This window comes from Ruegeria sp. CH11 (genome assembly GCF_056537105.1).
In genome coordinates this window covers 164,629-185,001 of record NZ_JBQFQX010000006.1, presented here as the reverse complement: position 1 = coordinate 185,001, position 20,373 = coordinate 164,629, and the positions used below count along the sequence as shown (strand labels likewise).

Genomic DNA, 20,373 nt, shown 5'->3' with positions numbered 1-20,373 from the left:
GTCAGCCCGCGTGGTACAGCGATTCGTATATCGGCGTCAGCGTTTTGTCCTCAAACAGTGACGAAACGCTGGTCCCGTTCCAGATGTTCAGGATCGCCTGCGTAAAGATCGGTGCGGTGGGCACGATGCGGATATTCTCAGCCTTGGCAACCTCGGGCGTCGGCTGAATGGTGTCGGACAGAACCAGCGATTTCATGACAGAGTTTGTCACGCGCTCAACTGCAGGGCCGCTCATGACGCCGTGCGTGATATAGGAATGCACCTCTTTCGCGCCGTTATCCATCAGAACCTGCGCCGCCTTGCACAAGGTTCCGGCCGTGTCGCAGATATCGTCGACAATCAGGCAGATCTTGTCTTTTACATCACCGATCACCGTCATCTCGGCCACTTCACCGGCTTTTTCGCGGCGTTTGTCGACGATCGAAAGCGGTGCCTCGATGCGTTTGGCCAATTCGCGCGCGCGGGCGACGCCGCCGACATCGGGTGACACGACCATCAGATCGTCCATTTGGGTCTTGAACTGTGTCTTGACGTCCAGCGCAAAGATCGGCGAAGCGTACAGGTTGTCGACCGGCATGTCGAAAAAGCCCTGAATCTGGGCCGCATGCAGGTCCATCGTCAGAATACGTTCGATCCCGGCGCCGGTCAGCATGTTGGCAACCAGCTTGGCGCTGATCGGGGTGCGTGCCTTCGTGCGGCGGTCCTGGCGGGCATATCCAAAATACGGGATCACGGCGGTGATCCGCTGGGCTGACGAGCGGCGCAAGGCGTCGGCGATGATCAGCAGTTCCATCAGATTGTCGTTGGCCGGGTTCGAGGTCGGCTGGATGATGAACATATCCTCGCCGCGCACATTCTCGAACACTTCGACGAAGATCTCGCCGTCGTTAAACCGTTCGACTCGCGCGTCGACCAGACCCTGATCCACTCCGCGATGCAGGCTCATGCGGCGGGCGATGGTTTCGGCAAGCGGAAGATTGGCGTTCCCAGCGATAAGCTTGGGTTCGTGAAGTGTCGGCATCGGCTGTAGGTCCCCGGGCAGCGTTGGCAATGTGACAGATTCGTGATGTTGACACCGCTTAGCATGGGTCTACCGTCGCGCATAGATGACGCTGCGGAGAAAGTGAACATGGCCCAGATTGACTACTTTTTTGCGACACTCTCGCCCTTTTCCTACCTGGCAGGTACGCGGCTTGAGGAGGTCGCAGCAAAGCATGGTGCGACGATCAATTACAAACCGCTTGATATCATAGCATTGTTCGGTCGTACCGGTGGCGTCCCGCCCAAGGACCGACATATCTCGCGCGTGGAGTATCGAGCGCAGGAACTGACGCGACAGGCAAAGAACCTGGGGATGGACCTCAACCTTCAACCGGCTCACTGGCCAACCAATGCGGCGCCGTCGTCCTACGCGGTCATCGCGGCGACAAAGGATGGGTCAGGGGATGTCGGCAATCTGTGCCATTCCATCCTGCGGGCCTGCTGGGCAGAGGAAAAGGACATCGCCGAAGACAGCGTCATTCGCGACTGTCTTGAAAGGGCGGGGTTCGATCCGAACCTGGCCGACAGCGGCCTGCTTGTCGGGGCCGAAACCTATGCCGCCAATCTCGAAGAAGCTGTGGATCGCGGTGTATTCGGGGCGCCGTTCTACATCACGCCAGATAATCAGCGGTTCTGGGGGCAGGACAGGTTGGACGATCTCGACCGCCACCTGGCGACGCTAAAAGACTAGCCGCAACCGCCTGCTTCAACTGGCTAATAATATCCCGGGGGGAGGCGCAGCTTGCTGCGACTGGGACAGCGCCCAATGTGCTTAGAGCAAGGCCAGGAATTGATCGATCTGATCCGCAGAGGTGGACCAGTCACAGACCAATCGGCAGGCCAGCATTTCGTCCTGGTCATTCCCGTCCAGCACTCCACCCCACAGGTGGTAGACCGCGCCGGCATCATGGAGTTCCCGATGCTGTCGGCGCGGGAAGCTGGCAAAGATCAAGTTGGCCTGGGGGGGGTGCAGGAACTCGGCCCCTGCCGCGCGCAAACCCTCTGCCAGTCGCGCGCAGCTGGCATTTGCCTGCCGTGCCGATCGCAGCCACAAATCCTCGTGCAAATAGGCCGCCATCTGAGCGGAGAGAAACCGGTGCTTCGAGAACAGATGCGCCCCGCGCTTGCGGCGCAATTCAAACTCCCAAGCCTTGCTTTCGTCAAAGAAGATCACGGCCTCGACCCCGATCAGCCCGTTCTTGGTGCCACCAAAACTGACCGCGTCCACTCCGGCCTTCCAGGTCATTTCAGCCGGAGAACAGTCAAGCGAAACCAGCGCATTGGCAAAGCGGGCGCCATCCATATGAACGGGCAGCCCAAATTCCTTGGCAACAGCACACAGCGCCTGCAATTCGGTCAGCGTATAGACAGATCCCCGTTCCGTCACCTGTGTGATCGACACCGGGCCGCGCTGCGGACCATGCACGCCTCGGGTTTCTTCGTTTTGGATCGCACCACGCAGTGCCTTGGCGGTCATTTTGTCACCACCCGGCACTAGGGTCAGCTTGGCCCCGCTGAAGAACTCCGGCGCGTTGCATTCGTCCTCGTGGATATGCGCAACGGGCGAGCAGAACACGGTCTCCCATGGCTGTGACAACGTCGCCAGCGCCAGAGAATTCGCCGCCGTGCCTGTCGCTACCAGATAGACCGCCGCACCGGGCGCTTCGAAAACCCCTCGTATCTGATCTCGCACTTCGTTCATCAAAGTGTCCGCGCCATAGGCCATCTGATAGCCCTGATTGGCTTCGGACAACGCTGCCAAAACTTCGGGGTGTACGGGCCCTGAATTGTCAGAGGCAAAGTGCATCAGCTCGGCTCCTCGATGATATAGTCTTCCCACTCTTCCATGGGGGTCTCGAATTCCGAGACGGTACGGTCCTGAACCGAAACTCCGGCGGCATGAACACTGTCCGGCGTTCCGGACAAAAGCGGGTGCCAATCGTAGAGGGGTTTCCCCTCCCACAGCAGCCGGTAGGCACAGGTTTGAGGCAGCCAATAGGCGTGATCGTCAATGTTTTCCGGTTTCATCACGATGCACTCGGGCACGAATTGATGACGGATATCATATTGCGTGCACCGGCAGGTTTCCTCGTCCAGCAACCGGCAGGCGACACAGGTCAGCGCGACCTCGCCGCTATCCTCGTCCTCCAGCTTGTTCAGGCAGCATTTACCGCAGCCGTCGCACAGCGCCTCCCACTCCTGTGGGTTCATCTTGTGCAGGGGCTTACGCTCCCAGAACCGCTTGGGCAGGCCTGATCGGACAATCGGATCGCGGCTCATACCGCCGCCAATATGTCGCGCGCACGGTCGCAATCGACTTGCATCTGCGCGATCAATTCGTCCAAGCCGTCAAACGTCATTTCGGGGCGCAGGTAATCAACCAAGCCGACAGACAGGGTTGCACCGTAAAGGTCGCCGGAAAAGTCGAAGAGATAGGTTTCGATATTGGGCACTTCGCCGTTGAACATCGGGCGTGTACCGACCGAAGCCGCCCCGCGATAACTGCCTTTGTGGGGGCCATCCAAGACGTCGACCAAAACCGCATACACACCAAATTTCGGTGGATGCAGCCCTTCGATCGACATGTTTGCCGTCGGAAAACCCAGTTCGCGCCCGCGCTGTTCCCCGCCGATCACCTCGCCTTCGATGCGGTGCCAGTGGCCCAGCATTGCGGCGGCGTCCCGAGGGCGACCTTCGGACAGCGCATCTCGGATCGCAGTCGACGAAACGACATTTTCCGACTTTTCCATCAGCGGTGCGATGGTCACGCCAAATCCCATTTGTTCACCAAAGCACAGCAAGTCTTCGGCGGTGCCAATCCGGGCTTTGCCAAAGCAGAAATCCGCGCCGACAACAACATGAGACAACCCCAGGCCGCGGGAGATGACGTTTTCGGCAAACTCTTCGGGTGCCAGCCCGGCAAGAGCCGCGTTGAACGGCAACTCATAGAGCTTTTGCACACCCAGTTTTTCAAGCCGGTGTGCTCGGGCATTGCCACGCATCAGACGGAACGGCGGGGTGTCTGGGGCAAAGTGTTCACGTGGGTGGGGCTCGAATGTCAAAACGCCCAGAGGCGCTGCAGGCACAGCATTCCTCGCCAGGTCAATGACGGACTGGTGGCCAACATGAACGCCGTCGAAATTACCGATCGCAACACTGGCGCCTCGGTCCTCGGGATTGACAAATTGATAGTCGCGGATGATCTGCATAGGCTGTGCCTAGCGGGACATCCCGGCAGGTTCAAGCGCCCTATGGCAGTCGACCAAGTGGGCGACATCGAATTTCAAAGCGGCTGTTTTGCCCAAATTAAACCAAAGCCAGGTTTTGCGGCGATGTTGCGCGATGCTTTTGCCATGCCCAAATTGTCGTTAGAACAATGATCGAGGCGTACCCATCGATTGCGTAGTGCCACCCATTATAGATCGAACAGAACAGCACGGCGGCGAGAAAGATCAGTCCTGGGGCAAGCAGATAGGAGCGCCGTTCGGCTAAGTACAGCGCAATGACAGTTGCGACCCCAACATGTACCGACGGAAAGGCGGAAATACCGGCTCCAATCGCTTGTGACCGATTGCTGTAGTCATCCCATAGAAAAGCCTGCGCCTCGCCAATTTTACTGGTTGAGATCCCAGATGCCTCTAGGGCTCCGATGAGGCCTGAAAAGCGATCGCCTCCAAGGAGTAGATCATAATATACCGGGCCCACAGAACTAAATAGAAGAGCAAGGACGTTGCCTAGTACAATCCAGCATGAGCAATAGAGGACCATGAATCGATTGTTGCGAGTTTCGTCATCGTCCGTCAGTGCAATGAATACTGGCAGGAAAAATGCTGGCAGCACCCAGAGGGTAAAATACACCATTTCGACTAGTTCGACCGGAACATAAGGCGAGAACTGATGTACGATTTCCCATGGATCTGTTCCAAAATGGAGAGCCTTGTCCAGATTCGCGAGCATCTCATCCGCGTAGAACGGAACAACATAGGGTATCGTGGTTTTTGTAATCGAAAAGGCTGACGTAAACATCAGGCAGCCAAAGAACGCGAGTATCGCGTTGACGATTTTGGTTTTGAGATTCTGATTCCGCGAAAAGTACAGAAGCAGCAATAGGACGACTCCGACATACTTTAGATACGCCACGAACCGCCACGCGCGCGAAAAAAGCTTGACCAATTCAAAATCAAGCAATGCAACGGCATTCTGACGAAGAAGTAGAGCCAAAATGGCCGAAAGAATCAAATAAGCAGCAGAAAAGAAAAAGAACTTTTTCATACACGTCTGACCTGGCACTCTGAATTCTAGTTTATCTAAGTGACCAATTTGGCAACAATGTGACCCATATTCGCCGACAATCCGCCGGCGATTTATTTACATACATCGCTATCAACGCAGGCGCTGTCGGTCTCAGTCAAACTTGCGGCTTGGTGCCAATACCATTGCTTCACCGATCAAAACTTTCTTGCCATCGACCGAACAATGGCAGTCCAGTTTGACGCGGCGTTTGGCAAAGTCGATGTCGATGACCTTAACCTCGGCATAGACCATGTCGCCGGGGCGTACTGGTGCCAGAAACTTGAGCGATTGGCCCATATAGACCGTGCCGTGACCGGGCAATTGCTCACCAATGACGGCCGAGATCAAGCCCGCTGTCAGCATGCCATGGGCGATGCGGCCCTCAAAGATGGTGTCGCGCGCATAGTCATCGTCCAGATGGACCGGGTTTCGGTCTGTCGATACTTGCGCAAACATCTCGATATCTTCGTCCGTCACCACTTTGCGCAAGTGGCGGGACATGCCCATTTCGATGTCTTCGATACAGATCGTTCCGCGTGGAAGATTATCCAACATGTTGCCCTCATCAAAGATCGGTCGGGCAACAAAAGACCGTCAGATGCGCCCGCTTGGCAACTTTATTACTTCGCAAGCGCAGAAAATCAAGTATTTTCTGACTACCGCAGGCGGCCGATTGAATAGGTCGGATTGATATTTTCTTTTTCGTTATGGGATCTTAACGCATCCTCATCGGGGTGGTGCGACGTTTTGGTCTCGGCTGCGGCCAAGCCGCCGGTGATGAACAGAGAATCGAGCCCCTCTCCCATACCGCCCGCAATGTCGGTCTGCGGCCCGTCGCCAATGACCAGAATGTCTGAATCAGCGATGTCGGCCCCAAGTTCGATCAGCCTGCGGCGGGCCAGATCGTAGATCGGCGGGTGCGGTTTGCCAAAGTACAGGCTCTCGCCGCCCATCTCGGTGTATAGCCGCGCCAGCGCGCCCGCACACCATTCGCGCACTTCGCCCCGATCCACCACGATATCGGGATTGGCGCAGAGCAATTTCATGCCCTTCTGTTTGGCATATAGGAAATCTGGTCTGTTCACCGCCGGGTCCGCCATCGGATCAAAAGGTCCGCAGCAGACGATGCCTTCGGCCTGATCCAGCGGCACACGTTCAATATGGATCGGGTGGTGCAACAGCTTCAAAGGCTCAAAGAACCCGGCATCCCGTTGCCATTCGCCCATGAAATACACCTTCTCGCCGACAGCGCCGCGAAACATCGCGGACCGCGCTGAATCTCCGCTGGTTGCGATAGTGTCATAGGCATCTGCTGGAACGTTGAACTGTTCCAGCTGTTCAGCCACGCCCGCGCGCGGTTTCGGGGAATTGGTGACCAGAACAACCAGACCACCGTTTTGGCGATAGACCTGTAGCGCAGCAACAGCCTCGGGGTAGGCGGTGATGCCGTTGTGAACACAGCCCCAAAGGTCAACGAACAGCGCCTTGTAGCGGTCGGAAACGTCGGAAAGCGCGTGGATGATCCGGGTCATGGAGCCCTCGATGTCTGAGAAAGATCGAATGCTCATCCCTATGGCAGAGGTGACCAGCTTTGGCCAGAGGGCGCGCTTGCCCCGTTGCTGCAAGCCGCGCCTCGTTTTGAGAAAAGCGCCCGTTCAGGGCGCTTCTGAAAATCTATTTAGACCTTGAGGTTCGGAATGATCTGTTTTTTGCGGCTCATGATGCCGGGCAGGACCACCGCGTCACCGTCAACAGATGCGCCAAAGCTTTTCTCGGCGACGGATTTGACCAGATCGTTGGGGACCAACAGGGTGGCCTCTTCGTTCAGAATGTCGACCACGAACAGCAGCACCTGATCGACACCGTCTTCGCTGGCAACATCCGTCATCGTGGTTGCGAGGCTGTCTTTGCGGTCCAGAACAACGCCCGGCGCAGTGGTCTCCAGAACCGATACGCGGAATTTTGTACCGTCGACCTCGTATTCCTTGCTGTCCATGCGGATCAGTTCCGCATCCGAAAACGACGACACATCCGATTTTGCCGCGAACATGTCGGCGGCATATGCGGAGACGTCCAGACCCAGATCGGCGGCCAGTTTCTCGGCCACAGCACGGTCATGCGCGGTGGTGGTGGGCGAGCGGAATTCCAGCGTGTCCGACAGGATGCAGGTCAGGGCGGCGCCTTTGATGGCGTCGGGCATTTTGGCCGCGTCGTCGCCCATAAGATCGATCAGGATGGTCGCGGTGCAGGCCAGCGGGCGCACGGTGATGTCGATCGGACCCTTGGTTTCCAGCCCGCCGACCAGCTTGTGGTGGTCGATAATCGCGCGGATATCGGCGCTGTTGATGCTGGCTGGCAACTCGGCCGGGTTGTTGGTGTCGACGATAACAACTGGCGCATCCTCGGCCACATCATCGATGATCCGCGGCTTTGGCAGGTCCCAGCGTTGCAGCATGAACGCGGCTTCGGTGTTGGGCTCGCCCAGCAAAACAGGTTCGGCCTGTTCGCCATTGACGGTGTTCAGATACCAGGACCAGACAATGGCTGAGCCGGTCGAGTCGGTATCGGGAGATTTGTGGCCAAATACTTGAATGGTCATGTCTGCGTCCTGCGGATTGAAGATTTGCGCGCCTTATAGGGCTGGCATCCGGGCTTGTCACCCGCTTGACGTCGGGTTGCGACGGTTCGTCAGAATGCAGCCTGCCTAGAACCCGGCGCGCGTCAGGGTGTACCCGGCCATTTGCAACTGATTCAGCAAACCGAAATTGTCTGCCAAGTGTCCGGCACCGACAGCAATAACTGCTGTTTGGTCCTGAAGCGACAGAATGGTGCGCATCCAGTTGTCGTTGCGCTGTGACAGCAACCGGTCTTCGAAATCTTGCCATTCGGTGGCGAACTCCTCGGGCGTCAATCCCGACGCTTCGAGCCCCTGAATTTTGGCGAGTTGGATGATCTCGGCGTGTTTTTCCTCGAGATAGGCATTGGCCATCGTGATCAATTGATCGTCCCCGGCCTGCAATGCGCCCGCAAGCCGGACCAGAGACTGCACCTGATCCTCAAGCGGGTGACTGTCAAACAGCGTGATCAGTTCCTCAATGCTTTCCAGCGAGTATCGGGGAATGTCGTGCGTCTGGGCCAGTTCAGACAAGCGCGCATCCATTCCGTGGTCGAAATCCGGTGTATCCATCAAGCACGGGGGAATGCCCAGCATCATGCTTAGAAACCAGGGGCGCAGTTTGGCGGCCATCCAACCAGGGATGCCGCGTTCAGCCAGAGTCGCCGAGAGCGTGGCCCAGTCCTCGTCGGGCATAAGGTCAATCAGGGTCGGGCCCGAGGTGATCATCACCGGGCTGAAATCCTTTGCCAGATCGCGCTCGAACGCCTTCATCTCTTCCTTGGTGATCTCGAAATAGAAAGCATCGGCCTGCGACAGGACAGGTGCCAGCCTTTCGACGACGTCGCCCATCCTCTCGTCATTGGTGTGAAGGGTGCCAATCAGGTGCAGAACCGTATTACCCTTGCGCGCGATCCAGTGGTTGCCTTCTGGGAACACTATATCGGCAACGGCGTCATTCAGGGCAGCCCGCTGATCTGCAGTCATATCCTGCCGAAGATCGCGCCCTTCGCAGGCCGCGTGTGCCGAAAACGGCAAGAGCAGGAAGAAAAGCAGGCAGAGAAGGCGCATGGGTCGGCTTTCGCTATGGTAAGGATCAACTCAATGAAAGTGATAACCCTGCGGGTTTGGTACAGGCAAGGCGGCAATTTCCTCATGCGGCGGCTGGCAATCCGCTTCAATCTGCCTAGCATGGCGGCATGAACCGCGAGCAGGACCTCTACCCCCCGATCAAAGCGCTGTTGGAGCGTCAGGGTTATACCGTCAAAGGTGAAGTTGGCGCGGCCGATATCGTCGCTATACGAGAAGGCGAAGAACCTGTGATCGTCGAATTGAAGCTCAGGTTCACGCTTTCGCTTTTTCATCAGGCGGTCGCCCGCTTGAAAGTGACCGATCAGGTTTACATTGGGGTCTGCAAACCCAAGGGCCGGTCTGCGCGCCGCGCCTTGCGGGACAATCTGGCCATGTGTCGGCGACTGGGGCTGGGCCTGATCACGGTCAGACCTGATGGCCGCGTGGAGGTCCAGTGTGACCCCGGGCCCTATGCGCCGCGCAAGAACAAAGCCAAGGCCGCACGTCTGTTGCGCGAGTTTGACAGGCTGGAAGGCGACCCCAACGCCGGGGGTGCGACTCGGCATGGGATCGTGACGGCCTACAGGCAGGACGCGCTGAAATGTGCGGCGCATCTGGCCGAATGCGGTGCCTGCAAAGGCGCGGACGTGGCCAGGGCCACCGGCGTGCCTGCGGCCACACGATTGATGCGGGAAAATCACTATGGGTGGTTCGATAAAGTTGAAAAGGGTGTCTATGCGCTGTCTGAAACAGGCTCGGACGGGTTGAAGCACTGGGCCTATAGCTGGGAACAGGGCGACTGAACTGGAATGCCAAAAAATCCATCACTTCTTGTTGACTCGGGGGTTTGGACTCCCTAGCTATGCGTCGTTATCACTCACACACCCCGAGTGCTAACGCCTCGTCGGATGGCGAGGGGAGGATAAACAAACTTTGAGCCCAAGGAGCTGCAAAGATGGCATTGAAACCGCTACATGACCGTGTGCTGGTCCGTCGCGTCGAAAGCGAAGAAAAAACCGCAGGCGGCCTGATCATTCCTGATAGCGCAAAAGAAAAGCCCAGCGAAGGCGAAGTCGTCGCAACCGGCGAAGGCGCACGCAAGGACAGCGGCGAACTGATCGCAATGGCTGTTAAGGCTGGCGACAAGATTCTGTTCGGCAAATGGTCGGGCACCGAGGTTCAGGTCAACGGCGAAGAGCTGTTGATGATGAAAGAAAGCGACATCATGGGGATCATCGAGTAAGCCCGCGCGCTTCCTCTGATCTTCATTCCAATACATTTTCTCAAGGAGAAACGACATGGCTGCTAAGGACGTCAAGTTCGACACCGATGCCCGCAACCGTATGCTGTCCGGTGTGAACATCCTGGCCGACGCGGTAAAAGTGACCCTGGGCCCCAAAGGCCGCAACGTGGTTCTGGACAAATCCTTCGGCGCACCGCGCATCACCAAAGACGGTGTTTCGGTTGCCAAGGAAATCGAACTGGAAGACAAGTTCGAAAACATGGGCGCGCAGATGGTGAAAGAAGTCGCCAGCCGCACCAATGACGAAGCCGGCGACGGCACCACCACAGCAACCGTTCTGGCTCAGTCCATCGTAAAAGAAGGTCTGAAGCAGGTTGCAGCTGGTCTGAACCCGATGGACCTGAAGCGCGGCATCGACCTGGCAACTGCCAAGGTTGTTGAAGGCATCAAGGCAGCATCGCGCGAAGTCAAAGACAGCGCAGAAGTTGCACAGGTTGGCACCATTTCGGCCAACGGCGAAGCTGAAATCGGCAGCCAGATCGCAGACGCGATGCAGAAGGTTGGCAACGAAGGCGTTATCACCGTCGAAGAAAACAAAGGTCTGGAAACCGAGACCGACGTTGTCGAAGGTATGCAGTTCGACCGTGGCTACCTGTCGCCTTACTTCGTCACCAACGCAGACAAGATGATCGCAGAGCTCGACGACTGCATGATCCTGCTGCACGAAAAGAAACTGTCCTCGCTGCAGCCGATGGTTCCGCTGCTTGAGCAGGTGATCCAGTCGCAAAAGCCGTTGCTGATCATTGCTGAGGACGTTGAAGGCGAAGCGCTGGCCACCCTCGTGGTCAACAAATTGCGCGGCGGCCTGAAAATTGCTGCTGTCAAAGCACCGGGCTTCGGCGATCGCCGCAAAGCCATGCTGCAGGACATCGCAATCCTGACCGGTGGTCAGGTGATCTCCGAAGATCTGGGCATGAAGCTCGAGTCCGTCACCATGGACATGCTGGGCACCGCCAAGAAAATCGAAATCACCAAAGACGAAACCACCATTGTCGACGGTGCTGGCGAGAAAGCCGAGATCGAAGCACGTGTTGCTCAGATCCGCACTCAGATCGAAGAAACCTCGTCGGACTACGACCGTGAGAAGCTGCAAGAGCGCGTTGCCAAACTGGCAGGCGGTGTTGCTGTTATCCGCGTCGGCGGCATGACCGAAGTGGAAGTGAAAGAGCGTAAGGACCGTGTGGACGATGCTCTGAACGCAACGCGCGCTGCTGTGCAAGAAGGCGTAGTTGTGGGCGGCGGTGTAGCTCTGGTTCAGGCCGGTAAAGCACTGGAAGCACTGGAAGGTGCAAACGCTGACCAGAACGCAGGTATCAACATCGTTCGTAAAGCAATCGAAGCGCCGCTGCGCCAGATCGCCGAGAACGCAGGTGTTGACGGTGCAGTTGTGGCGGGCAAGGTCCGTGAATCGGCTGACGCTGCATTCGGCTTCAACGCGCAGACCGAAGAATATGGCGACATGTTCTCGTTTGGTGTGATCGACCCGGCCAAAGTTGTCCGTACCGCTCTGGAAGATGCGGCATCGGTTGCTGGCCTGCTGGTCACCACCGAAGCCATGGTTGCCGACAAGCCCGCCAAAGAAGGCGCGGCACCTGCCGGCGGCATGCCCGACATGGGCGGCATGGGCGGCATGATGTAAGCACGTCGAATTCGCCCAGGCGAATTCTGACGACCCCGATAGGCGCTTGGCCTGTATGCCAGGCTGCCGTAAGGGGCCGCACAGAGAAATGAGAGCGGGGTCGCCTTCGGGCGGCCCCGTTTCGTTTGGACCGTTTCGCGTGGAATGCCCGCTGCGCGGCCATGCCTCCGGTGGGAGTATTTACAAAAAGATGAAGTTCTGGTCGGATCTGCCTTCGGGAAAGTGAGTGTGCAAACGAGGCTGAAACGGCTATGCGGTTGATATGCGACTGTTTCTGCTCACCGCTTTGACCATGTGCGCCTTTGCGGCGAATTCCATCCTGAACCGGTTGGCGATCGACGGTGGTTTCAGCGACCCTGCCGCGTTTGCCGTCGTACGTGTGCTGTCCGGCGGGTTGGCGCTGTCTGTTTTGGTACTTTGGAAGGGCGGGCGGCTGCCCTTGCGCAGCCAGCGACGGTTTTGGGGCGCGGGGTCGCTGTCGCTGTATATGATAGGTTTTTCGCTGGCCTATTTGACCTTGGACGCCGGGCTTGGTGCGTTGATCCTGTTCGGCGTTGTTCAGGTCACTATGTTTGCAACCACGGCAATAACGGGCACTCCGCCCGCGCCCCGGCAAGTGCTGGGTGCAGGTATCGCGTTGGCCGGGCTTGCCTATGTGCTTTGGCCAGCCGGAGACGTTAATGTCGACGCCACAGGTGCGCTGTTGATGACATCTGCAGGGGTCGGTTGGGCGATCTATTCGCTGGTCGGGCGGTCCGAGCCGGATGCTCTTTCAGGCACGGCTGCAAACTTTGTCGTCGCGCTGCCGATTACGGCTCTGGTCATGCTCTTCTCGGGGGCGATCTGGCAAATGACGGGACCGGGCTATGTTTTGGCGATCCTGTCCGGTGCGGTGACGTCCGGACTGGGTTATGCGCTTTGGTATCGTGTTCTGCCGCAGCTTTCCCCCACGGCGGCGGCCGTCGTGCAACTGAGTGTACCAATTATCGCCATCGTTGCCGGTGTGCTGTTGCTGAGCGAACAAGCGTCTTTCAGCCTGCTTTTTGGCGCGGCCCTCGTTCTGGGCGGTATTGCGCTGGCAGTGGTGCGTATTCCAGGCCGCTAGGGGTTTTCTCGCCCCGAATTAGTCCTTAACTAGCGCGCATGAAGTACGGTCTTGCCTTCGTCCTGTGCCTGATCCCGTTTGTGGCCAACGCGAAATGCGTTGTCTTGCTGCATGGTTTGGCGCGGACCGAGGCATCATTTTCGGTGATGGAGCAGCTCTTCAAAGCCCACGACTATACTGTCGTGCGACCCGGATACCCGTCGACCGATCTGCCGATCGATCAATTGGCCGAACAGACTCTGCCGGGCGCGCTAGCAAGCTGCGGCGAAGACAAGGCGAACATTGTTGCGCATTCGATGGGTGGCATTCTGTTGCGGTATTGGTTGCAGGATAACCAACCGAAAAACCTAGGTCGCGTCGTCATGCTGGGGCCGCCCAATCAGGGCAGCCAATTGGTTGATGAGCTCGGCGATTGGGAGGTTTTCGGGCTTCTGCACGGCCCCGCTGGTCTGGCCCTTGGAACAGGACCCGAAGGCGTTCCGAGAAGCCTGCCGCCGGTCGATTTCGAGCTTGGCGTGATTGCGGGCGAGAACTCATTGAACCCCCTGTTTTCGTCCCTGATCGATGGGACGGATGATGGCAAAGTCTCTGTCGAAACGACCAAAGTCGAGGGTATGACGGATCACATCGTTCTGCCCGTGACGCATACGTTCATGATGAACAATCCGCGCGTCATGGCGCAGGCGCTCCATTTCATCGAATTCGGCCGTTTTGATCCTCAGATCACCTGGTTGGATGGCGTTACGGATATCATTGACGAAATCTGTATCGGGCAGAATTGCGATGCCCCTGAATCGGAATCCACCAGATGACATCACTGAACCTGACCTTTTCGGGTGCAGAGGTCCTGTTGCCCAACGATGGGGTGATGCAGGCCGACCTCAGCATTGGCGACGGCGTGGTACAGCCCGAGCCTGTGGGACGGCAGATAGACCTGACCGGCTACCTGATCCTGCCGGGTATCGTCGACCTGCATGGGGACGGGTTCGAACGTCATATTGCGCCACGTCGCGGGGCCATGAAGCAGATGGCCGAAGGTATTCTGTCGGTCGAGGCTGAACTGGCGGCAAACGGAATAACAACAGCCGTACTGGCGCAGTTTCACAGTTGGGAAGGGGGCGTGCGCGGACCGGAGTTTGCGGCGCAGGTGTTTGATGGCATTGCTGCGGTCAGAAGCAGTGTGGTGACCGATCTGATCCCGCAATTGCGGTTCGAGACCCATATGTTGGACGACTATGCCGATCTGCCAGACCGGATCGCAGAATGGCAGGTGCCCTATGTCGTCTTCAATGATCACTTACCGCATGATCGCTTGTCGCAAGGGCGGACCCCGCCTCGCCTGACTGGGCAGGCGCTAAAGGCAGGCCGCAGTCCCGAAAGTCACCTTCAGATGCTGCGGACCATGCATGATCGAAGCGCTGAGGTTCCGGCAGCACTTGATGCGCTTTGCGCGACATTGGCGCGCCGTGGGATCCGTATGGGTAGCCATGATGATGGCACGGCTGAAACGCGTGACAGGTGGCGCATTCGGGGTGCTAAGATTTCCGAGTTTCCTGAAACGCTTGCTGCGGCCGAGGCTGCGCGCGCTGCCGGAGATCACGTTATCCTGGGCTCACCCAACGTGGTGCGCGGTGGATCGCACAAAGGGAATGTCAGTGCATTGGACCTGATAACGATGGGCCTGTGCGATGCGCTGGCATCCGATTACCACTATCCCAGCCCGCGTCGCGCCGCTTTGATGCTGACCAAAACCGGTCTGCTGGATCTGGCCGCAGCGTGGGACTTGGTATCCTCGGGGCCTGCCCGAGTGCTTGGCCTGATGGATCGCGGAACCCTGTCGCCCGGAAAACGCGCCGATCTTGTCATACTCGACGCGGCCACCCAACGCGTTGCGCTTACAATGGCTGCGGGCCGGATCAGCTATCTCAATGGCGCAATCGCTGACCGGCTAGTGGGCTGATCCACAGTTCATCCGAACAAGCAACTCTCTGCCGGTGGAATCGCGCTGCAGGCGCGATGTCCCTTATCGAACGATACGATTGAAATGAGCCATCTTGCGGCCTGGCTTGACCTCGGCCTTGCCGTAAAGATGCAGGGCTACATCGCGCTCCCCGGCCAATTCTGGAACCCGGTCCATGTCCTCACCGATCAAGTTCTCCATCACCACGTCCGAATGCCTTTGGCCATCGCCCAAAGGCCAGCCCGCAACGGCACGGATATGTTGCTCGAACTGATCAACGGCACAGCCATTCTGTGTCCAGTGTCCCGAATTGTGCACGCGCGGCGCGATCTCGTTCACGATCAGCCCCTCGCGCGTCACGAACAGTTCAACGCCCATGACGCCGACATAGTCCAGCGCATTCAGAATGTTGGCCGCCAACAGAACGGCGTCGGTTCGTTGCGTCGGCGCAAGACGGGCCGGGACGGTTGTGGTGTGCAGAATACCATCGCGATGAACGTTTTCGCCCGGATCGAAACAGGCCACCTGACCATCCAGCCCACGGGCGGCGATGACCGACACTTCGTGAGAGAAGTCGACAAACCCTTCCAGGATGGACGGCGCCCCAGCCATCTCGGCCAGTGCGTTATCGGCATCTTCGGGGGTTTTCAGGCGGGCCTGGCCCTTGCCATCATATCCAAACCGACGCGTCTTGAGGATCGCGGGCGCGCCGATCTGCGCAATTGCCGCGTGCAGGCTGTTCGGGTCGGTTATGTCGGCGAACGGGGCGGTTTTCAGGCTGAGACCCTGCAAAAACGTCTTCTCCGTCAGACGATCCTGACTGACGCGCAATGCTTCACGGCCTGGACGGATCGGGCGGTGTGCCTCCAGAAGATCAAGTGCTGCGGTGGGGATGTTTTCGAATTCATAGGTGATGACGTCGACCGACCCGGCAAAACGTTTCAACGCATCGGTATCGTCATAAGCAGCAGTGGTTACGCGATCGGCCACTTGCCCGGCAGGCGGGTTCGCGCCCGGTTCATAGATGTGGGTTACAAACCCAAGCCGGGATGCGGCGACAGACAGCATGCGGCCCAGCTGACCGCCACCAAGAATCCCGATCGTCGCACCAGGGGCGAGCATATCCGCCATCATCCATTCTCCAAACGTTTGCCAATTTCCGTGAGCGCCGTGCGCAATGCATCATGGGCACCCTTGTCGCGCAGGGTGTCGGTCATTTGCAGGCTCAGAGTGCCTTCAGTCGCGAGCGCATCACGCTCTTGCGCCAGACGCCCGGCACCGTCTTTTTCCATTGCTGCCAGAAAGCCCGAGATCAATTGAGCGGTGTAGAACTCGGAACTGTCCGGGTCACCGGTTTGCTCGGCCAGCCAACCGGCCCCGGTGGCCATCAGGTCCAGAAGACCCGGAACCATGGCGCAGATCGCAAAATGTGCGTTCAGCGCGGCTTCGTCGGCGACTTTGACGACCGGGTTTTCGGGTTCGAAAAGATCAGCCAGCAACCTGTCATTGCCGTAGGCCGCCAACGGACACCCCCCGGTTTGCAGAAAGCCCAGCGGGATCGTCTGCACGAAATCCGCAGCCGGAGCACACAGTTTCCCAAGTTGCGCGGACGTGACCGCCGCCATCACGGATACGACCCGCTGATCGGGCCGGAAGGTCAGCGGGGCCAGAACCTCGGCTGCAATCTGCGGGCGTAGGCACAAAAAGACGATGTCAGAGGCATTGACCACCTCTTGCGGGTCCGCAACGTCAGCGCCCAGTTCGGCCCGCAACTGGGCGGACACCTGATGGTTTCGCCTCGACACGGTGATGTCATGGTCCTTGGCGTCCATCAATCGCGCAATCGGGGCAGCGATATGCCCGGTTCCAAGAAAGCCTATTCGGCTCATCCCTCAGGTTCCTCGGGGATCGAGGCAGACAATGCGTTACGCCATGCATCCAACCGTGCCGCCAAATCGTCATCCTGAAGGGCCAGGATCCCTGCCGCCATCAGGCCCGCATTCGCACCGCCAGCCGAGCCTATGGCCATGGTTGCGACCGGGAATCCCTTTGGCATCTGTACGATCGAATACAGAGAATCGACGCCAGACAGGGCGCGGGTCTGAACCGGAACTCCGATCACCGGCACCCGCGTTTTAGACGCCATCATACCCGGCAGATGCGCGGCCCCTCCGGCTCCGGCAATAATCACCTGCAATCCACGCGAAACGGCGGTTTTTCCGTAGTCCCAAAGCCGGTCGGGTGTGCGGTGGGCAGAGACGATCCGTTTTTCGTAGGCAACGCCCAGATCGTCCAAAATATCTGCGGCTTCTTTCATGGTTGGCCAGTCCGACTGGCTGCCCATGATGATCCCGACCTTGACCTCGCCCATACGCCTGTCCTTTGCCGCTTGAAAGAGCGCGCACTATAGCCAAATCCGTCTTTGTGGCAATGCGTCAGGCGATGATATCCGGGGTCAGACGGTCTTCGATCTGGCGGATGATGTCCTTGAGGCGCAGTTTCTGCTTTTTCAGCCGTTTGATCGTCAATTGATCCGAGGTTCCCTTGGCCTGCAACGCCTCGATGGCTTCGTCCAGATCACGGTGCTGGCGACGAAAAACCTCTAACTCGACCCGCAAAACTTCGTCGGTTTTCATTGAAAGGTCGGTAGGGGCATTCATGGGCGACTCATGGCTTAGGCTAAGATTTGCACACAAGATAGTGTGTTGCGGTGAATCGGGCCAGACCTTGTGGACAGCCACATTTCGTCCCATATTCTATGATACGCGGTTGCCGATACGGGACCGCACCCCACGTCGCTTTACAATCAAGGACGAACATACGTGTCGAAACTTACCTTAGGCTCATACCCGCATCTTTTGGGGTTCGAGCAACTGGAGCGCCTTCTGGAGCGGTCTGCCAAGGCCGGGAATGAAGGGTATCCGCCCTATAACATCGAACAGACCTCGGATTTTTCTTATCGCATCACCCTGGCCGTGGCCGGGTTTGCAGAAGAGGACCTGTCGATCACCATCGAGGATCGCCAATTGGTGATCCGGGGCCGTCAGCGCGACGACAGCGAAGGGCGCATCTTCCTGCATCGCGGCATCGCAGCGCGGCAATTCCAGCGCATGTTCGTGCTGGCTGATGGTGTCGAGGTGGGCGAGGCGATCATGGAGAACGGCCTGCTGCACGTGGATCTGACCCGCGCGGTGCCGGAAACCGTGGTCCAGACAATCAACATAAGAAAGGGGTAAGAGCTATGAATACACCGATTGAAATCAACACCGAAGGTGATCGCATCGTCTATGTCAAAACGGTGCATGTAGCCGATCTGCCGCGTGACCTGCGCGAGCAAGCAGGCGATCTGGATCAGCTTTATGCCGTTCACGACGCCGACGGGCAGCAACTGGCGCTTGTGGCGGACCGCAAGCTGGCCTTTGTTCTGGCGCGCGAACATGATCTTTCGCCAGTCGCCGTGCATTGATCCCGCAGTTAACCCGGTCAAAATCCTGGAATTGACGTGACAACCCCGTTTGCCCGCGCGTAGGTCGGGACCTGCCGGGGGTGCGACACCCTAAATTGTGACGAAAGCGGAGCCGCAGCGATGAGCTGGTTTGATTTTGACTGGGTGGATGCCTTCACAGATCGCGCGTTTGGAGGGAACGGATGCGCCGTTGTACACGGCGCAGCGCATCTGTCGGACGATGTGTGCATGTCTTTTGTGCGCGAGACCTCTTTGGTCGAATGCACGTTTACCGGTCCGTCCAAGGTTGCCGATATCCGCGTTCGCTATTTTCTGGCCAGCCGTGAAATTCCTTTTGCCGGGCATCCAACGATTGCCACCGTTGCGGCGATGCAGTCCCGGGGCCTGTTCTCGGGGGACAGTCTGACGCTGGAAACCGGCGCGGGGCTGGTTTCGATCCATCTGAACGGCGATGACATCGAAATGACGCAGGTTGCGCCCGAGTTCGGCGTGCATGTCCCGACGGAACTGGTCGCCGCTGCAATCAGCCTGCCTGCGGATGCAATAATTTCACCGCCGCAAATGGTATCGACGGGTTTGCCGTTCTGCGTCACGGTTCTGCGCGATCATGACGCCCTTCGCGCGGCCCGTTTGGCGGTAGAGCCATTGCAGGACATGGTGCGCGCCGCAGGTTACTCGGGCTCGGATATGGCCGAGCCGTTTCTGGTGACGCTGAAGGGTGCGACCGAAGCAGGCGATACGTTCTCGCGCTTGTTGCTGGCCCCACCGAGCCCGCCTGAGGACCCGTTTACCGGTTCGGCAACGGGTGCAATGGCGGCCTATCTGTGGCGTCACGGGTTGATGCAAAAGGACAGTTTCGTGGCCGAGCAGGGGCACGACATGGGGCGACCCGGACAGGCGACGGTTACGCGGTTGGGGTCGCCTGATGCGATCACCGGCGTCAAGGTCGCTGGGCGTGGTTTTGTTCTGATGCGTGGTCAGACCGACCTGCCGGACTAGGATTTCGGCACCATCCAATCCAGCTGTTTGATCGGGTTCTGCCGTGGATCAATGCCGTGCCGATGGCAAAGTCGATCCAGGTAAGACCCGCGCAGCGGCAGGCCCGACTTGGCATTCGCCAGCCATTTTTTCTGATGGCCGTAGAAATGAACGGAATAAGTTTCCGGAGTTTCGATCTCTGACAATTGCACCTTTGTGTCGTGTAATCTCCACAGTTCTTCGGGCGGTAAAGGATAAAAGGCGCTGGGCGGCTGTGCCAAAGCGCATTCACCCGTTTGTTCCAAAAAATGCCCCAGCGCCTTGGGGCCTGAGCACCCCCAGGGCAGGGCTTCGATCCCCCAGCGCTCGCCGCTTTCCTGACGCGCAGCGTTGGCGCGATGCAATCGCTTTCCCCGCCACGGCTGTGTCGGATTTGCGCTTGTCACAAACTCCAGCAGGTGCGCCAGCGCGGGCGAATCCGCAGGCAGGCGCAGAACGCCGTTCGGATAGGTGCCCGACCTCTCGCGTCCAAAAACATGAACAGTGTCAAACGCAAAGGGCCGCAGGCAGTAGGCATCCAGATCGACCCAGATGAAATCGGTCTTTTGGCAAAGGCGCAGGCGGAACACATCCGAAAACACCGCCACGCGATGGCGGTCGTTGCCCTTCAGGTCAAACGGGGGCGGCCACGATATATCGGATGCCGGGCGACGCTCGACGCCCTTCGGGATGCCGTCCACCGGATGCGCGGTATAGAGGACAAAGTGATGCCCGTGATCCAGATAGGACCGGATGCAGAGGATTTCGAACCAGGACAGGTCCGATCCGTACCAAAAACTGGCAATTGTCGGCAGGGCATTTGTCATTTCCCGAACCTACTGAAACGTCGGCTCAAAACCAGCG

The 20,373-nt window shown here is 58.2% G+C and carries 24 protein-coding genes; 10 read left to right on the top strand and 14 right to left on the bottom strand.

What is annotated here, in order from left to right:
- Window position 1: 1 nt before the first annotated feature.
- A complete protein-coding gene (locus ACR0LX_RS12045) occupies window positions 2–1,021 on the bottom strand; it encodes a ribose-phosphate pyrophosphokinase (RefSeq protein ID WP_480572575.1) in 1,020 nt (339 codons plus the stop codon).
- Between the two features lie 108 nt (window positions 1,022–1,129).
- On the opposite strand from ACR0LX_RS12045, the gene ACR0LX_RS12040 reads away from it, so the two are divergent.
- The gene (locus ACR0LX_RS12040) at window positions 1,130–1,732 is read left to right on the top strand and encodes a DsbA family protein (RefSeq protein WP_480783922.1); all 603 of its coding nucleotides are present in this window, start codon (window positions 1,130–1,132) and stop codon (window positions 1,730–1,732) included.
- Between the two features lie 81 nt (window positions 1,733–1,813).
- Here the strand turns inward: ACR0LX_RS12040 and ACR0LX_RS12035 are convergent, their stop codons facing one another.
- From ACR0LX_RS12035 to ACR0LX_RS12000, 8 genes are all read right to left on the bottom strand, one after another.
- Window positions 1,814–2,848 (bottom strand): threonine aldolase family protein, encoded by a 1,035-nt coding sequence (locus ACR0LX_RS12035; RefSeq protein ID WP_480783921.1) that lies wholly within the window; start codon window positions 2,846–2,848, stop codon window positions 1,814–1,816.
- Window positions 2,848–3,321: a YcgN family cysteine cluster protein gene (locus ACR0LX_RS12030; RefSeq protein ID WP_480783920.1), complete on the bottom strand. Its 474-nt coding sequence runs from the start codon at window positions 3,319–3,321 to the stop codon at window positions 2,848–2,850. Before ACR0LX_RS12030 ends, ACR0LX_RS12035 begins: the two co-directional genes overlap by 1 nt.
- Window positions 3,318–4,250, bottom strand: a complete 933-nt coding sequence (locus ACR0LX_RS12025) for a bifunctional riboflavin kinase/FAD synthetase (RefSeq protein WP_480783919.1) — start codon at window positions 4,248–4,250, stop codon at window positions 3,318–3,320. The genes ACR0LX_RS12030 and ACR0LX_RS12025 overlap by 4 nt, the downstream gene beginning before the upstream one ends.
- Window positions 4,251–4,347: 97 nt before the next feature.
- Window positions 4,348–5,313, bottom strand: a complete 966-nt coding sequence (locus ACR0LX_RS12020; RefSeq protein WP_480783918.1) for a phosphatase PAP2 family protein — start codon at window positions 5,311–5,313, stop codon at window positions 4,348–4,350.
- Window positions 5,314–5,445: 132 nt separating this feature from the next.
- Window positions 5,446–5,889 carry a MaoC family dehydratase gene (locus ACR0LX_RS12015; RefSeq protein ID WP_170452686.1) on the bottom strand — a complete coding sequence of 148 codons (444 nt, stop codon included), beginning with the start codon at window positions 5,887–5,889 and terminating at the stop codon, window positions 5,446–5,448.
- 101 nt (window positions 5,890–5,990) lie between these two features.
- Window positions 5,991–6,866 carry an HAD family hydrolase gene (locus tag ACR0LX_RS12010; protein ID WP_480783917.1) on the bottom strand — a complete coding sequence of 292 codons (876 nt, stop codon included), beginning with the start codon at window positions 6,864–6,866 and terminating at the stop codon, window positions 5,991–5,993.
- Window positions 6,867–7,012: 146 nt separating this feature from the next.
- Window positions 7,013–7,933: a manganese-dependent inorganic pyrophosphatase gene (locus ACR0LX_RS12005; protein ID WP_480783916.1), complete on the bottom strand. Its 921-nt coding sequence runs from the start codon at window positions 7,931–7,933 to the stop codon at window positions 7,013–7,015.
- 105 nt (window positions 7,934–8,038) lie between these two features.
- On the bottom strand, window positions 8,039–9,019 hold the full coding sequence (locus ACR0LX_RS12000) for a TraB/GumN family protein (RefSeq protein ID WP_480783915.1): 981 nt from the start codon (window positions 9,017–9,019) through the stop codon (window positions 8,039–8,041).
- Between the two features lie 128 nt (window positions 9,020–9,147).
- Between ACR0LX_RS12000 and ACR0LX_RS11995 the strand changes: the two genes are divergently transcribed.
- From ACR0LX_RS11995 to ACR0LX_RS11970, 6 genes are all read left to right on the top strand, one after another.
- Window positions 9,148–9,822 carry a DUF2161 domain-containing phosphodiesterase gene (locus tag ACR0LX_RS11995; protein WP_480783914.1) on the top strand — a complete coding sequence of 225 codons (675 nt, stop codon included), beginning with the start codon at window positions 9,148–9,150 and terminating at the stop codon, window positions 9,820–9,822.
- Window positions 9,823–9,974: 152 nt separating this feature from the next.
- Window positions 9,975–10,262 carry a co-chaperone GroES gene (gene groES / locus ACR0LX_RS11990; RefSeq protein WP_010441779.1) on the top strand — a complete coding sequence of 96 codons (288 nt, stop codon included), beginning with the start codon at window positions 9,975–9,977 and terminating at the stop codon, window positions 10,260–10,262.
- Between the two features lie 55 nt (window positions 10,263–10,317).
- Entirely contained in the window at window positions 10,318–11,961 is a 1,644-nt protein-coding gene (gene groL / locus ACR0LX_RS11985; protein ID WP_480572593.1) for a chaperonin GroEL, read from the top strand.
- Window positions 11,962–12,223: 262 nt separating this feature from the next.
- Window positions 12,224–13,066, top strand: coding sequence for a DMT family transporter (locus tag ACR0LX_RS11980; RefSeq protein ID WP_480783913.1), 843 nt, complete (start codon window positions 12,224–12,226; stop codon window positions 13,064–13,066).
- A 38-nt stretch (window positions 13,067–13,104) separates the two neighbouring features.
- Complete coding sequence (locus ACR0LX_RS11975) at window positions 13,105–13,878, top strand: esterase/lipase family protein (protein ID WP_480783912.1); 774 nt, start codon at window positions 13,105–13,107, stop codon at window positions 13,876–13,878.
- A complete protein-coding gene (locus ACR0LX_RS11970; protein WP_480783911.1) occupies window positions 13,875–15,026 on the top strand; it encodes an alpha-D-ribose 1-methylphosphonate 5-triphosphate diphosphatase in 1,152 nt (383 codons plus the stop codon). The genes ACR0LX_RS11975 and ACR0LX_RS11970 overlap by 4 nt, the downstream gene beginning before the upstream one ends.
- A 63-nt stretch (window positions 15,027–15,089) precedes the next feature.
- On the opposite strand, the gene ACR0LX_RS11965 is transcribed toward ACR0LX_RS11970, so the two are convergent.
- The 4 genes from ACR0LX_RS11965 to ACR0LX_RS11950 form a co-directional block, all read right to left on the bottom strand.
- Entirely contained in the window at window positions 15,090–16,157 is a 1,068-nt protein-coding gene (locus ACR0LX_RS11965; protein WP_480783910.1) for a 5-(carboxyamino)imidazole ribonucleotide synthase, read from the bottom strand.
- A complete protein-coding gene (locus ACR0LX_RS11960) occupies window positions 16,157–16,915 on the bottom strand; it encodes an NAD(P)-binding domain-containing protein (protein WP_480783909.1) in 759 nt (252 codons plus the stop codon). The genes ACR0LX_RS11965 and ACR0LX_RS11960 overlap by 1 nt, the downstream gene beginning before the upstream one ends.
- Window positions 16,912–17,397 carry a 5-(carboxyamino)imidazole ribonucleotide mutase gene (gene purE / locus ACR0LX_RS11955; RefSeq protein ID WP_480572605.1) on the bottom strand — a complete coding sequence of 162 codons (486 nt, stop codon included), beginning with the start codon at window positions 17,395–17,397 and terminating at the stop codon, window positions 16,912–16,914. The genes ACR0LX_RS11960 and purE overlap by 4 nt, the downstream gene beginning before the upstream one ends.
- Window positions 17,398–17,461: 64 nt before the next feature.
- Window positions 17,462–17,686, bottom strand: a complete 225-nt coding sequence (locus ACR0LX_RS11950) for a YdcH family protein (RefSeq protein WP_480572607.1) — start codon at window positions 17,684–17,686, stop codon at window positions 17,462–17,464.
- Window positions 17,687–17,848: 162 nt separating this feature from the next.
- On the opposite strand from ACR0LX_RS11950, the gene ACR0LX_RS11945 reads away from it, so the two are divergent.
- The 3 genes from ACR0LX_RS11945 (at window position 17,849) to ACR0LX_RS11935 (ending at window position 19,491) form a co-directional block, all read left to right on the top strand.
- Window positions 17,849–18,262, top strand: a complete 414-nt coding sequence (locus ACR0LX_RS11945; protein ID WP_058275530.1) for an Hsp20 family protein — start codon at window positions 17,849–17,851, stop codon at window positions 18,260–18,262.
- Between the two features lie 5 nt (window positions 18,263–18,267).
- A complete protein-coding gene (locus ACR0LX_RS11940) occupies window positions 18,268–18,492 on the top strand; it encodes a DUF1150 family protein (protein ID WP_480572609.1) in 225 nt (74 codons plus the stop codon).
- A 120-nt stretch (window positions 18,493–18,612) separates the two neighbouring features.
- The gene (locus tag ACR0LX_RS11935; protein WP_480783908.1) at window positions 18,613–19,491 is read left to right on the top strand and encodes a PhzF family phenazine biosynthesis protein; all 879 of its coding nucleotides are present in this window, start codon (window positions 18,613–18,615) and stop codon (window positions 19,489–19,491) included.
- Here the strand turns inward: ACR0LX_RS11935 and ACR0LX_RS11930 are convergent.
- Complete coding sequence (locus ACR0LX_RS11930) at window positions 19,488–20,336, bottom strand: hypothetical protein (RefSeq protein WP_480783907.1); 849 nt, start codon at window positions 20,334–20,336, stop codon at window positions 19,488–19,490. The two genes, ACR0LX_RS11935 and ACR0LX_RS11930, sit on opposite strands and share 4 nt — an antisense overlap.
- Between the last annotated feature and the right edge of the window lie 37 nt (window positions 20,337–20,373).

What these genes read in the sequence shown, in the direction of transcription:
- ACR0LX_RS12045 (WP_480572575.1), bottom strand. Translation starts at nt 1,021, where the DNA reads ATGCCGACACTTCACGAACCCAAGCTTATCGCTGGGAACGCCAATCTT.
- ACR0LX_RS12040 (WP_480783922.1), top strand. Translation starts at nt 1,130, where the DNA reads ATGGCCCAGATTGACTACTTTTTTGCGACACTCTCGCCCTTTTCCTAC.
- ACR0LX_RS12035 (WP_480783921.1), bottom strand. Translation starts at nt 2,848, where the DNA reads ATGCACTTTGCCTCTGACAATTCAGGGCCCGTACACCCCGAAGTTTTG.
- ACR0LX_RS12030 (WP_480783920.1), bottom strand. Translation starts at nt 3,321, where the DNA reads ATGAGCCGCGATCCGATTGTCCGATCAGGCCTGCCCAAGCGGTTCTGG.
- ACR0LX_RS12025 (WP_480783919.1), bottom strand. Translation starts at nt 4,250, where the DNA reads ATGCAGATCATCCGCGACTATCAATTTGTCAATCCCGAGGACCGAGGC.
- ACR0LX_RS12020 (WP_480783918.1), bottom strand. Translation starts at nt 5,313, where the DNA reads ATGAAAAAGTTCTTTTTCTTTTCTGCTGCTTATTTGATTCTTTCGGCC.
- ACR0LX_RS12015 (WP_170452686.1), bottom strand. Translation starts at nt 5,889, where the DNA reads ATGTTGGATAATCTTCCACGCGGAACGATCTGTATCGAAGACATCGAA.
- ACR0LX_RS12010 (WP_480783917.1), bottom strand. Translation starts at nt 6,866, where the DNA reads ATGACCCGGATCATCCACGCGCTTTCCGACGTTTCCGACCGCTACAAG.
- ACR0LX_RS12005 (WP_480783916.1), bottom strand. Translation starts at nt 7,933, where the DNA reads ATGACCATTCAAGTATTTGGCCACAAATCTCCCGATACCGACTCGACC.
- ACR0LX_RS12000 (WP_480783915.1), bottom strand. Translation starts at nt 9,019, where the DNA reads ATGCGCCTTCTCTGCCTGCTTTTCTTCCTGCTCTTGCCGTTTTCGGCA.
- ACR0LX_RS11995 (WP_480783914.1), top strand. Translation starts at nt 9,148, where the DNA reads ATGAACCGCGAGCAGGACCTCTACCCCCCGATCAAAGCGCTGTTGGAG.
- groES (WP_010441779.1), top strand. Translation starts at nt 9,975, where the DNA reads ATGGCATTGAAACCGCTACATGACCGTGTGCTGGTCCGTCGCGTCGAA.
- groL (WP_480572593.1), top strand. Translation starts at nt 10,318, where the DNA reads ATGGCTGCTAAGGACGTCAAGTTCGACACCGATGCCCGCAACCGTATG.
- ACR0LX_RS11980 (WP_480783913.1), top strand. Translation starts at nt 12,224, where the DNA reads ATGCGACTGTTTCTGCTCACCGCTTTGACCATGTGCGCCTTTGCGGCG.
- ACR0LX_RS11975 (WP_480783912.1), top strand. Translation starts at nt 13,105, where the DNA reads ATGAAGTACGGTCTTGCCTTCGTCCTGTGCCTGATCCCGTTTGTGGCC.
- ACR0LX_RS11970 (WP_480783911.1), top strand. Translation starts at nt 13,875, where the DNA reads ATGACATCACTGAACCTGACCTTTTCGGGTGCAGAGGTCCTGTTGCCC.
- ACR0LX_RS11965 (WP_480783910.1), bottom strand. Translation starts at nt 16,157, where the DNA reads ATGGCGGATATGCTCGCCCCTGGTGCGACGATCGGGATTCTTGGTGGC.
- ACR0LX_RS11960 (WP_480783909.1), bottom strand. Translation starts at nt 16,915, where the DNA reads ATGAGCCGAATAGGCTTTCTTGGAACCGGGCATATCGCTGCCCCGATT.
- purE (WP_480572605.1), bottom strand. Translation starts at nt 17,397, where the DNA reads ATGGGCGAGGTCAAGGTCGGGATCATCATGGGCAGCCAGTCGGACTGG.
- ACR0LX_RS11950 (WP_480572607.1), bottom strand. Translation starts at nt 17,686, where the DNA reads ATGAATGCCCCTACCGACCTTTCAATGAAAACCGACGAAGTTTTGCGG.
- ACR0LX_RS11940 (WP_480572609.1), top strand. Translation starts at nt 18,268, where the DNA reads ATGAATACACCGATTGAAATCAACACCGAAGGTGATCGCATCGTCTAT.
- ACR0LX_RS11935 (WP_480783908.1), top strand. Translation starts at nt 18,613, where the DNA reads ATGAGCTGGTTTGATTTTGACTGGGTGGATGCCTTCACAGATCGCGCG.
- ACR0LX_RS11930 (WP_480783907.1), bottom strand. Translation starts at nt 20,336, where the DNA reads ATGACAAATGCCCTGCCGACAATTGCCAGTTTTTGGTACGGATCGGAC.